Genomic DNA, 12,670 nt, shown 5'->3' with positions numbered 1-12,670 from the left:
CATTTTGAAAGCTAACAATTCAAAAGACTTGGGGTATTTGGTTTAATAAATCTAGAAAGGTAGAAGGAGAATTAGAAAGAACATGTTTAAATTCAAACACCCTTCCCGTTATTCATACTTTTCCAATACCCTTTAATGTTCTTCTGCTGGATTCAAACCAAAAATGCATTTAGGGTAATATAAGTCGCAATTGATAACGACTGCCCCACATTTCGTAGTTTGAATTCATTTATGATTTTGATTCGATAATATTACTACAATGTAGGTGTGATGGATTCAGCTTCTTCTTAGTTTCCTCGTCATTAATACTGCTCATTCCCTTTCTATAAATAAATGCAGATGTGAAATAATTTTATTGATTGTGAAAGCAGGTACATAAACTAGCGCAACAGTTTAAATCAATAATAAAATTGACCTTTAAGAAATCCTACATGGAAAGATTACTTGAACTTGAAACTTTGACTAATTTCGAACGTATTAAAGTTTAGGGAAGGGTATTGAAGGGCGTTGTTTAACTAATGTTCAACAAACAGGCTGTATTGTTGATTGATTCATAATTGTATATAAATTAGGGCCTTGAATGTGGTATAATTTGGCGAACTAGAACAAACATTAGCTAATTAATGTTAATTTGAATAACAAAGGAGGAAATTGATATGGGGATATTTGATATATTTAAAGGGAAACAGGGGGAAGAAGAGGATGTATATACAGGTGAGACTCCACCTTGTCCACAATGTGGTGAGTCATTAACTAAAAGATATGTTTATAGTGAAATGTACTGTTTAAATTGTCGCTATGGATTAGATGACGATGACGACGACAATGATGAATCTTTAAGCGTTTACGAAGCCGCAGATATATGGGTTTCACACGGAAAAGATGAAGAATACATGTTTGGGTATACTGAAAAAGAATTAGAAGATGCTCTATAAATAATAGATACTCTCCCGGCCAAAACGGCCTGGGGGTATCTATTTGTCTTGTTTTTGGAATGACGAAAAACCAATATTTTATTTAATGCGTAGTACGACCATACTATTCAATAGAAAAATGATATTCAACAATCGGATGCAATTGTGGTAGAGACTTAGATATAATTATTCACTAAAAAAACCTTTAGTTGAAAAACAGTATTTATTAGCACCGCAATTTAAAGAGTCCTTATATTTGATAGGTAGTTGGAATAAGTAATCTCGATGAAAAGTGACAGCAAAATAATATTATTTTGCTGTCACTCCTTTTATCATGCAATGCTTCTCATCAATTCACTAAACTTGTTTGAAGCTTCCTTTTTCATTTCATTTGTTACATGCAGATATACATTTCTTGTTACTTCATCATCCTGATGTCCCAAGCGGTCCATAATTTCTTCTAGTCCTACCCCAGCTTCAGCAAGAAGCGATGTATGTGTGTGGCGAAAGGAATGGGGAGTAACCCCAAGATTTAAATCAACCTTTTTTAATAACCTAGCCATCCTTGTCTCCACTAGTTTGATCAAAATAGGATAGCCCGGGTAACGATGATAATTAGCGAATACAAATTCTTCGTTGTAGTAGCTGTTACCAAAGCGTTTAATGAGTTTTTCCTGTTCCCCTTTATGTTTTCTAAATGCATCTATTACTAATTCATCCACAACGAGCCTACGTCTAGACTATTTAGTTTTAGGTGGGCCTAACTCATACTTTTTCGTATTATTTTTGGGATTGCAATACGTCTTCGTGATACTAATCATTTGTTTTTCAAAATTAATATCTTTCCATTTTAGAGCAACTAATTCGCCCACGCGGATACCTGTATAAGCTAATGTATGGAAAATCAGTGTATCCATAAAAAGACCTTTTTCTTTAACTGTATCCAAAAATAATGCGAGTTCTTCTTTTTCAAAGTAAATGGGTAGTTCGTCTTCATCGAATTCTATAATGGTCCGCGGATCACGCTTAATATAGGCACTTTCTGTTACATTTAATTTGATTATTCTCTTATCCATAGCCAATTTAAAAATCATTTTACCAGTAGTATGAACACCTTCAATTGTACTTTTGGAAAAATCCAGATCTTTTAGATCATCAAGTGCTACTTGATACATTTCCATTGTAATATCCTTGAGTTTCATATGATCAAAGTAATTTAATAATTTATTGATACTGTATTTCCTTAACCTTATAGTTCCGGGTTGAGGGGCGTTTCTTTCAGTATATGCGTGTAACCACTCATCAGCGAAATCCCTGAATAGAATATCTGATTCTTTGATGTAGGTCCCTTGATTTATTTCCGTAAATAGGGCGGCAGCTGCAACTTGAGCATCATGCTCTGTTTTAAAGCCCGCCTTAGTTGCTTGTTTCCTCTTTCCCGTTTTTGTGTCCTTCCCTGCAGGAATAACGAACGACCATGTCTTATCGCAAGTGCATTGCTTCGGATTACATGTGCAGCCTCTTTTTGTGAAATGACCTTTCATATTGTTTTCACCTTTCTAATTTAGTATTTTTTTATGAATTCAACGATTGTATTTTTCTTCTTTTTTCTGTGTAATCCAATTCTTAAAATCGGATTTTTCGACTCTTTTAGATGTACCAATTTCGAAATTTGGGATACCCCCGTGTTCTATATGAGCCTGAAATAATTCGTAGACTCTTCTTCTAGAAATCCCAAGGAATTGAGAAATATGCTGTGCTGTTAGTGTGTCAGGTAATGATTCCCAAGTTGTGTATTTGTGTGTGTTAGCCATTGTATTAGTTTCCACTCCCGGTAATTTTTTTGGATTCAAAACAAAAAACCGCAACTGAACTAACTCCACAATAAAGTAAAGTGGAATAGTTCCCGCTGCGGTTTTCGCTTGTTTTGGGGTTTATGATTGGATTCGATATTACTTAAATCATTATATCCTTGTATTTTTGTATTCGAAGGCCTTTAATAAAAAAAATTGAGTTTAATTGTTCGGTTCTTTGACCATAATTAAATTATAACATTCGGTTTCTCAACCATCGAGGAATTCCAAGATGGTTGAGAAACCGAATGACTTAGCTCTAAATCCCTTGGTATCAAGGGATTCGAGTTAAGGAGCGTTTAGGAAACTGGACTTTGGGCAATCCACTTCGGTTTCCTAACCAGTCAAATTTCCATTTCAGTTGAATTGTTCGGTAATGTAACCAATCGAATTCTCCAATGAAACAAACGGAGAAAGACGATAATTGATACTGATCTCGTTATTCTTATCAAAATTAATTGTAACCTCTTCAAAGTACATTAGGAAAAATACTCTTAGTTCAGTATCAGTGAAATTCAAAAAGCTTTGTTGCATCAGTACCCTTAGAATTTTGTCGAGATAATCATCTTCGAGTAGAGAAGCTATTTCTTCTAGCGTCCCATTCGTATAACTTAATTCATTTCTTAAATGCTGTAGGCTTGTGTCAAAAACCTCTGCCAAAAGAGTGTCATTCTGAATGTCTGTCTCCAGACTAATTTGGTTAAATTGTGTTTTTTGAAGCAGTTGTTTTATGTTGCTTTTGGTAGTAGCTAGTTTAGCAGACCAACTTCGAAGCTGTTTTTTAGATGTAGCCAAAAAGCTTGAAAGCTGTGTACTCCATTTTTTCTGCAGATCATTCAATACAGCATGATGAATGGGTATTATTGGTGCAGAACTATTGCAACCTGTGCATTTGTAAATCATGTATTGACCTTTTTTCCCTTTTGGAGAGTTATCTTTTGCAACCAAAACATCATTGCATTTTTTACACTTAATAATCGAGCGGAGGTAATAGGGTGTTTTCATGATCCCGTATTGGTTTTTCAAATCATTTACTTGTTTAGCCAAGTAAAATACGGTTGAACTGATAATTGGTTCATGTGTATGTTCAAATAAATCAATCTCTGCTTCATCCTTTGGTTTACTAGAGCTATAGCTAGTCCTAACATTCCAAGCTAGATTTCCCGAGTAAACCTTATTTGAAAGGATATAACCTACCGTGCTACTGTTCCAATACTTCACTTTTTTAGATGTAACGCCGCTCTTGTTCAGATAATCAGCTATTATTCCATGAGAGTGTCCCCAGCAAGCAAGATGGAATATTAATTGAACAACTGGGGCGTCTTCATTGGGATATAAAACCCCGTCAATCATGTCATAGCCAATAGGCGTGCGACTCCCAGGTCTTGTCGGTTGCTGACGTTCAAGTAAACTTTTTTGAGCATCTTTTGTGCGATCAGATTTTATTTCCGATTCCGCTGCAGCAAAGGTAAGCTTCGCTTGTGTCATCGGATTATCTGGATCCCATTCTGATTCAGAGTGGGTACTAAAAAATTTTACATGTGGAAATTCCTCTTTAATCGGCAAGTAAACTTCATTGTAAAAATCAGAAATGCTTCTAGTTAAACGAGACTCTTCGTAGAAGCAGACAGCCTCGGCGCCATTTTTAATATCTTCAAAAATAAGTCGAATTCCTTTTCGTTTACTAACATTACTATGAAAAGCACTAGTAGCCTTATCGGCTCTCCATTCAACGATTTCAAGATTTTCTCTATCCGCTAAAGATTGGATATGGCTCTTTTGAATTTCTAAAGAGTGATTCCCATGCTGTTTCTGGTCAGAATAACGTAAATAGCCTGTAGCTTTTAGTTTATTCATGATACGCTTTCCTCTTTTACAAATGATGAAAGAAATAACTCAGCATGTACAAAACTTTCGTGAACGATCACTTTATCGATAAGCAATTTTGAAAGTCGCTGAAGGTCATCTTGTACGAAATCTATAGTAAGATCAGATAAGAGAAATTGTAATTCTGCAATTTCTTTAGTTAGATTCTGGAGGCTTCGTAAATCCTGTTCCAGGTCGTTGCATCTTTCCCTTACTGATAGGATCTTTGCTAATAATTTTGGTATAGCTGTTTTTCCTTTTACACCAATAGTACTTAGTGTTAGTGAATCATCTAGAATTTCATGCTTTGCAATCTCCAATTCTTTTTGTAGCCTTTTATTTTCCGCTAGGATGCGTTTGGAGACGATATTTTTTAGTTGTTTGCTTGATATCGATTGGATGTGTTCCAATAATAGTTGCGTAACCAAACTATTTAACTCGTCAACTGTGATGGAAAGGCGTTTATGGCCCTGTCTGCACACAAAATAGCCAATATCGAGTGCATTTTCTTTTCGATGCTTCATTTCACATCCACACTTCTCGCAATAGGGTACAACTAATAATGAGTTGCTGGTATCATCCAAGGCTTTTAGATAATAGGTGTAATACTCATCTAGTTTATCTTTGCATGTTTGGAATAGATCCCAATCTATTATGGGTGTTACATATGCTAATTTCTGATAACCATTTTTTGATTCGGAGTGTCCAGCGTAAAATGGATTTGCCAAAATACGAAATACCTTTTCAGGATTAGTAAGATCCGGACGCTTTACCAATATGAAGCTTAAAAACTCCTTGTTATTTTGGATTTTACTAAAATCCTCAAATAACGAATGTATTACATCCTCTTTATCCTCATTAATGTCGTAACGAACTTGTTCATCTTCTTTTATTTTTGTGTAGCCAAAAAGTTTTGATGGATATTGTTTGCGGGCATCATCCGTACGTGTACGAATATTTTTACCCTCAATTTGACCAAATATCCCGTAGAATGATTCTATGGATAGTTTTTTATTAAAAGGTGATTCATCACCGCCTGTATAGACAACTTCCACATTATTTTCAATAAAAACATTCGCTATATCCACATATTCATAAAAGTTCCGCGCTAAGCGATCACGTTTATAAATGATTACCTTTTCTACATTTCCTTCTTCAATTAGGTTAATTAATTTAACCAAATTGGGTCGCTCATCCATTTTTAATTTTGTTGCGGATACATCGTGATCAGACAGAAAAATGACTGTTTCCTCGTCACCGCTTAAATTAATCGATTCAAGGCATCTTTTTGCAGCACTTTCTTGTAATTCGAGACTTTGCGCTGCCGAACTGACTCGTGTATATACAACGGTTAATTTGTTTGTGTATGTCATTGCCGAAATCCTTCCTTATCTATTAGTAAAGCATGTATTCTAAAATCATCTTTCGCTACTTGGTCTAATAGCAATTTTTCAATAAAAAGCCTAAACCATAGCTCTGATTCCGATGACAGCTCCTCAGAGTAACTCACTTTGACAACCCGATATTGTTCTTTCAATTTGTCTCCCTCCAGTGCGATATTGTAATAATCATTGACTGGATGGGAACTTTTTATACTTTAATTCTTCGACTCTAACTTTTCGTACCTATTAAAATCTAATGATAATTGCACACCAGCTGCTACTTTCGAAGATTTATTCTTTCTTGGAATCAAAACCGCCTTCGTTTGATACCCTGGAATTTGTAGTTTTCTCATTATCTTGTTCATGGCTTTCTCCCTGAAGGTGGAACAATAAATTAATAATATTACTAGAAATACCGAAGGATTCACAATGGTTTAAGCATTGTTCATGCCATGTAGCCTTTATAAGATAATCTATGTCCTCCACCCGAAGGACCTCCTTTCTAATCTAAGATGTGTTGTTAAAAAATACTCTTGGTTTTGAGTAGAAACAGTTTAGCTAGTGATGGGTATTATTCTAATAGGTATAAGTACTTATTTTATGGATAACTTAAATTTTTTTTTTGAAAGGAGTGGAGTAAATCCCAATTCCGATGGCAATTCTTCCGAGTAACTAACCTTTACGACGAGATACAGTTCGGCCATACATTCCCACCCAATTAGAAAAAAGGTCAGACTGTAATTAATCGAACATACGCACATGAAATATATGGCTTCAAATGACCGATTTGCGTCTCCGTGATAAGGTGGGAGGTAGATAAAAGAAAAACATTTTTCATTCGTAGAAAATACGATGGAGTTTCAGTATGAAAGGTCATTTTAATTTGAATGATGGTAGGGGGACGATTAAGCAAGCTTGGTAAGATTGCGCTTGGGCGAGCGTTTAAGGGATTGAGTGTGGAAAGTTAGCAAGGATTAGGGAACTAATGGAGAATTGAAAGGGTTGATACTAATGGCTTGCTAACTTTATGAGCAAGCCTAGGTTGTTAAAAAATATGCTGTTTAGCCATGTCAGCTTGCTCACGGGGAACGGCGGTGATTCAGGGGACAAGCTTGATGCTTTATAGACAAAAAAAAGCAGATAAGGATAAATTTCAAAACTATTAAATTGATTGTCTTTCATAAATGGTTTAAAACAGATATAGTGAATGTTAAAACTATTGGATCAGATTAATAAGGTAATATCAAAAATTTAAATGAAATGAGGTGGAAGGTAATGGCGGATACTATAAATTCTACCGAATTATTAACTCCGTATACGACCGATGCTAGTCCAAGTTGGAATGGTTACAATCATCAAGGAAAAGTTGGTATTTATGTGGTTTTGCAGATGATGAAGGATATAAAAAAAGAGGATATGACCCAATATGAATTGGAATTAGAGTGGTTTGAGGACTTTTCTATTAAAAAGAATGGGGAATATAAGTCGATACATCAGGTTAAAACATATGCAGACACAGCTACTTCCAAATATAAGGATGCAATATGGCTTTTATTAGCGAAACTATTGGATTTTAAAGAATTAGAATCTGCTCATCTGCATGTAACCCAAAAGCTTACCAATATCAAGGACTTAGAGACAAATTTATTAACATACGTCATGGGGAATGCGGAAAAGGAAGAAGAAAAAGATTTAAAAAGTCATAAAATAAAAAAATACGCCACTCCCAAAGAATGCCATGATCATGTTAAGGCATCTGGAGAATACCACGAGTTATTTTTGAAATTTTCGTTATATAATTATGATACGCTACAATGTTGGTGTTCACAGGAAGACATCGAGGAAAAAATAAAAAGACAATTAAAGGCGTTAATTAATGAAGAGGCAACTACGGATGTAAGGATAGACAGGGCCTACTATCATCTACTTGGTCTCGTGGATAATAATATTAGAAGAAGGCACTTGGATATTCAGGAAGGTAACAAGGAAGTTAAGGTTCCTATTAACTTTCAAGCCATTTATAATGTAGTTTATCAAAACTTTGAATTAATGAGTAAGGAATATGCTGCTTACTTTTTGAGAAATGAATTTCATAGAATTTCCTTGGCCCTTTTGGAGGATTTGAAATTTGAGTCTGCGGAAGGGCTAATATCGGAAGAAGCAATTTGGGGAGTAAACAATACCCTTGGATACATTAATGAGTTAAATGAATCCGAGTTTATAGAGTTCTGCCTAAAGATTACACCAGATAATGAAGTCAGTCAGGAAATACCGGAACACATTCTGAAAACAATCAAGAAATGTTTAAATGAAACTGGCTTAAATGAAAGTTTTTTTGAAGCAATCAAACAAATAGGTAGAGAATTGGAATACAAAAAGTTTACTTACAGTAAAAGGGGACAAGACGGGGTGAATACCACATATTTACCCTCGACTATTATAGAATCCCAACATCCTTCTAGAACAAGAAGATTGGTAAATAGAATTCTTGATAATGCCCAACCAGATATGTTAAGTGAGGTTGATAAAATTATCACTAAGTCCATAAACTTATCGACTTTAGGAGATTACAAAGTGTATTCTGACGTTCCGGAACCCGAAGAAGATAATAGTAAAGAAAGTACAGATTACTATAATAGGATTACAAAAATCAAAAGAATTAGTTTGATTGACATAGAAGCCGCGAAAGGAGATTTATCGAATTGAGGAACATAATACAAAGGATATTCACAGACAATGGATTTGTGGAACTTACGATCCAGGATGATTTTCAAGGTGGTAAAATTGCGTTCTATGCCAATTACAGTAGCAATGCGACCAATTTTTATTTAGTTGTTTACCCGGAATATATAAATACGGATTTTTTGTCTGAACATGTCCCATCCTACTTTAGGGCGATAAAAGAAATTGAAATTGGATATGATGAAAGAATGGATAAAAACCTTTCTATGCTTGTTTGCGTTAAAGCTGATAACTTTGATGAAGAAAGTCTGTCCGGGATAACCTTTGAAATTGAAGAGGATCCGTATTTCTTTAAAAAGTATGTCATCGTGTATAATGACAACAATTTAACAGAACTAAATAAAAAGTTCATTACGAAAGAGAAAGACTCCAATACTATTTTAAATGAGATAGTGAATGATACCGAAAGTTTTCTAAGCTATAAAAATGGCGAAAGTAAAAATGAAAGCCTCTTATATGAGATTGGCTCCAATTTGATGATAAAAATTCCTTTTTTGAGATTGGAAAAAAAGACAGAAAAGATGGAGGATCTTTCAAAGGAAATTGCCGAAAGATTAATAGTAGAAGGAATTCAGGAATTTAATAAATCATTGCTTGGGTTGGATAATGATCTTAAGAAGTTATCGATTGAAGAAATCATGTTTGTAATGGATGGTGAAACTATTGAGTAGTAATATTAAAATAGGTAGAATCCAAATACAAAACTTTAAACATATCGAAAACCTGATTTTGGATTTCTCGAATAAGGAATTAGTAGTATTAGATGGTCCAAATGGTTTTGGAAAAACAACTATATTCGATGCGGTTGAACTGGTATTAACGGGTAAGATAAGTAGGATTAAGAATACTGCAGATGGGCGTTATGGATATAGTGATATACTGTTTTCCAATAAAAGCGATAGTGATACTGAAATTAGGGTAGAATTTATTGGAGATAGTGATAAATTTGCAATTGTCAAAAGGATCAATTCCCAAAAGGAATTAACCTCTTCTGAAAGGAAACCGGATAACTGGGAAATATTTGATACATATATTTTGTCTGATTTTGATACGCCTATAAATAAGGGGAAATCTATTACGGTGGAGGAAATAGGTCAAAGGTTATCCTTAGACAACTTAAACAGATACTTTAGTCTTTTTTATTATGTGCAACAAGAAGAAAACACTTTATTCCTAAAACAATCTGCCAAAGAAAGAATGGATGAGATATCACAACTTTTTGATACATACAATGAAGAAGTTGAATTAAAAAAGCTAAAGGATATTAAGTCAAAAGTAGATGTTGAAACTAGGCGGTTGGGTGGCCAAACGGGCGTAATAGCCGAAAAAAGGAAAATTTTAAATACTTTTACTGCTGGAATTAAGGATATTAATCAGAAGGATTTGAAAGAAGCGGAGTATTTCCGCCTTATCCCAAAGGAAAATAATGTGGAAGAGTGGGACAAACAGGAAGTTAGTTTAAATAAGGATAGTAGGGATAAGTTTTTAAAGGAACTTCGTGAGATATATGTCTTGGTAAGAGATTTAAAAAGTTTCACCAATACTAATTTTAACGACGCCTTGTATAAATATATTGAAAATAGGGATCTGATATATAATACTGTTTTGACGTATAAGTTAATCGGGGATTATGAACGAATTAAAAGGTTAAAGGATAAAGAAAAGAAACTAGTAAAAATGCAAAAGACAATTTCTAAAGATAATCTGGGAAAAAGTTTAACTGTAACCCATTTCAAGGAAATTGAAAAACTATTGGATGTAAATTTAGATATTTCTACCATGGAAAAATTTCTGGACGACCTTGTCAGCTATAAAATGAGAATGGGAGAAGTTTCGGAGATTGTACAAAATTTAAATTCAACGAGAGAAACGTTTGTTTCCCAATTTAATAAAATAAAAGGCGAATCAGATGAGGGAGACTGTCCGCTATGCGGTACACACTTCAAATCGTACGTAGAATTGATAGAAGCCATCGATCAAAAGAGCAAAAAGTTTTCGACGATGTACGATGAAACTACTAAAAGGTATGAAACTTTATATAATAGCTTTTTTTCTTCCCACGTTAATATTATATTACTAGAAATTGAAAAATACTTGGCTAATGGCGAAAATATAATTGATGATGTTTTTTATAAAAGGTTTATTAGTGCGATGGAAAATAAGAACGCAATTCTTGAATTTTTTAAATGGTGTACAGATAGTAAATTGAATATTGACCCCTTTTTAAACAGTGGGATTGAAATGGCGGATGGGTTGGATAACAGGGTGCAAGGTATTGTGGAATATTTGCTATTACAAATAAGACCTGTTGATGAAACCTATTTAAATCATGAAATCAATAATTCAACTTTTAACAGGATATTTAATAGTGATTTAAATAAAGTAAGTAAAATTACGTTGGAGCAGATTGTAAACAAGGTTGGGTATATAAATTACAAATATTATTATCGAAGTTCCGAAAATATAAAAGCCTTAGAAAAAGAAATTCATGACCTGGCTATAAAGTTGGATAAAATGAAACTCTTTACTAAAAAGATTAAAATATCAATTGATGTATATGAGCAGGAAATAATTGACCATTGGAAAAAAATAATTACGGATATAGAAATACCGTTTTTTATATACAGCGGGAAAATACTTCAGGCATATCAAAGGGGATGCGGACTTTTTATATATGAAAATGAAAGTTTCGGGCAGAAGAGTATAAGGTTCGTATCTGATATAAAATCGAATCATGATGCAATAAATTATCTTTCTTCTGGTCAACTTTCTGGGCTAGTAATCGCATTTACGTTAGCCTTAAATAAAGTATATGAAGAAAGTTCCATTGATGTACTAATGATTGATGACCCTGTACAAACGATGGATGAAATAAATATAGCCTCATTGGTCGAGTTATTAAGAAACGAATTTGGGCAAAAGCAGATTATCTTGTCTACACATGAGCAGGAAACATCAAGATACATCCGCTATAAATTTTCAAAGTACAATTTGAATACGATGAAGGTTAACATGAAAGATGCAGTATACCGTAATGCTCTTGATAAATAATCATGCATTTTTAACTGTATAAACATATGATTGGTTACCAGTTGGGGGAATAGGGATCACTTTTTTACATTGCAAACAAAACATAAAAATGGGTAAGGCAAATGTTAATGGTATTGCATAATTCCAGCTCATGAGTAATGGAATGCGCGAAGAGAATTATATGAGCTAATCGCTACATGGAAATAGGTAAGGTAAACACTGCCACACCCATATTTCACTGCCATCACTATCCAGCCCATATGGTGTGTTGAATATTATTAGTTAGATGCTAACACTTTGCTAACGCAATCCCATAAAAAGCGGTAAATCCCCGTTAAAGATGTTACAGTAAGAAACATCCAAAACGTTGATTTACCGCGCTTTTTGCACCTCTCGTTAACGATGTTACACACTTTCAACTCACGGGCGGCATGATGTTAATGAACCCGTATTTAAAGAAGTACCCAAAAGAAAACCTACGAACGGATATACTCACCGTTTTAATGGTGTCGCTAGGTAAACTTAGACTATCGTAGCTTTAGAAAATCAATAAACGCTTTTCATCAAACGGAGAGTTAGCCTCAGAGTTAGTTGAAGCATGGATAATAAATGAATAAGAAGATAGCGAATCTATTTGTTTTAAAGAAGGGGACAAGAAAGAGCAATGATGATTGTAAGTTTTCTTTTAATCGTTTGATATTAAGTTAGTTTAAGTTTAATTCGTTGTTTATTCAGGCATCCAAAGAACTGTTTAACAATGAAATCACGATTGCAAGTTATTATGTTGTGTTTTTTTGTTGGTACACTTGGCGATTTGATTTTATTTTTTAATGGAGCCTATAATGTTTATTTTTACAAATCGTATCTTCAACTAATAAGGAAC

General features: G+C 34.1%; 11 protein-coding genes. 4 read left to right on the top strand and 7 right to left on the bottom strand.

Translation table 11 applies throughout. The features are described 5' to 3' along the window. The first annotated feature begins 656 nt into the window (after nt 1-656). Nucleotides 657-935: a hypothetical protein gene (locus tag MKX62_RS19625; protein ID WP_338656629.1), complete on the top strand. Its 279-nt coding sequence runs from the start codon at nt 657-659 to the stop codon at nt 933-935. 311 nt (nt 936-1,246) lie between these two features. Here MKX62_RS19625 and MKX62_RS19620 read toward each other — a convergent pair whose 3' ends face one another. The 7 genes from MKX62_RS19620 to MKX62_RS19590 form a co-directional block, all read right to left on the bottom strand. Then, complete coding sequence (locus MKX62_RS19620; RefSeq protein WP_338656631.1) at nt 1,247-1,636, bottom strand: tyrosine-type recombinase/integrase; 390 nt, start codon at nt 1,634-1,636, stop codon at nt 1,247-1,249. Nucleotides 1,637-1,654: 18 nt separating this feature from the next. Further along, the gene (locus tag MKX62_RS19615; RefSeq protein WP_338656632.1) at nt 1,655-2,458 is read right to left on the bottom strand and encodes a site-specific integrase; all 804 of its coding nucleotides are present in this window, start codon (nt 2,456-2,458) and stop codon (nt 1,655-1,657) included. A gap of 39 nt (nt 2,459-2,497) precedes the next feature. After that, nucleotides 2,498-2,728, bottom strand: a complete 231-nt coding sequence (locus tag MKX62_RS19610) for a helix-turn-helix domain-containing protein (RefSeq protein ID WP_340742141.1) — start codon at nt 2,726-2,728, stop codon at nt 2,498-2,500. Nucleotides 2,729-3,124: 396 nt separating this feature from the next. After that, a complete protein-coding gene (locus MKX62_RS19605; RefSeq protein WP_340742140.1) occupies nt 3,125-4,624 on the bottom strand; it encodes a recombinase family protein in 1,500 nt (499 codons plus the stop codon). After that, on the bottom strand, nt 4,621-6,006 hold the full coding sequence (locus MKX62_RS19600; RefSeq protein ID WP_338656637.1) for a recombinase family protein: 1,386 nt from the start codon (nt 6,004-6,006) through the stop codon (nt 4,621-4,623). Before MKX62_RS19600 ends, MKX62_RS19605 begins: the two co-directional genes overlap by 4 nt. Next, nucleotides 6,003-6,170: a hypothetical protein gene (locus MKX62_RS19595; RefSeq protein ID WP_338656638.1), complete on the bottom strand. Its 168-nt coding sequence runs from the start codon at nt 6,168-6,170 to the stop codon at nt 6,003-6,005. The genes MKX62_RS19600 and MKX62_RS19595 overlap by 4 nt, the downstream gene beginning before the upstream one ends. Nucleotides 6,171-6,306: 136 nt before the next feature. After that, on the bottom strand, nt 6,307-6,501 hold the full coding sequence (locus tag MKX62_RS19590) for a hypothetical protein (RefSeq protein ID WP_338656639.1): 195 nt from the start codon (nt 6,499-6,501) through the stop codon (nt 6,307-6,309). 789 nt (nt 6,502-7,290) lie between these two features. Here MKX62_RS19590 and MKX62_RS19585 point away from each other — a divergent pair. The 3 genes from MKX62_RS19585 to MKX62_RS19575 are packed head-to-tail and all read left to right on the top strand — an operon-like array spanning nt 7,291 to nt 11,808. Beyond that, entirely contained in the window at nt 7,291-8,721 is a 1,431-nt protein-coding gene (locus tag MKX62_RS19585; protein ID WP_338656640.1) for an ABC-three component system protein, read from the top strand. Next, nucleotides 8,718-9,428, top strand: a complete 711-nt coding sequence (locus tag MKX62_RS19580) for an ABC-three component system middle component 1 (RefSeq protein WP_338656642.1) — start codon at nt 8,718-8,720, stop codon at nt 9,426-9,428. Before MKX62_RS19585 ends, MKX62_RS19580 begins: the two co-directional genes overlap by 4 nt. Then, nucleotides 9,421-11,808, top strand: a complete 2,388-nt coding sequence (locus MKX62_RS19575; RefSeq protein ID WP_340742139.1) for an ATP-binding protein — start codon at nt 9,421-9,423, stop codon at nt 11,806-11,808. The genes MKX62_RS19580 and MKX62_RS19575 overlap by 8 nt, the downstream gene beginning before the upstream one ends. The last annotated feature ends 862 nt before the right edge of the window (nt 11,809-12,670 follow it).

It is taken from the genome of Sporosarcina sp. FSL K6-5500 (assembly GCF_038005665.1).
In the GTDB taxonomy this organism is placed as follows: domain Bacteria; phylum Bacillota; class Bacilli; order Bacillales_A; family Planococcaceae; genus Sporosarcina; species Sporosarcina psychrophila.
The sequence above is the reverse complement of the archived record's forward strand: the minus strand, read 5'-3'. Positions and strand labels throughout refer to the sequence as shown.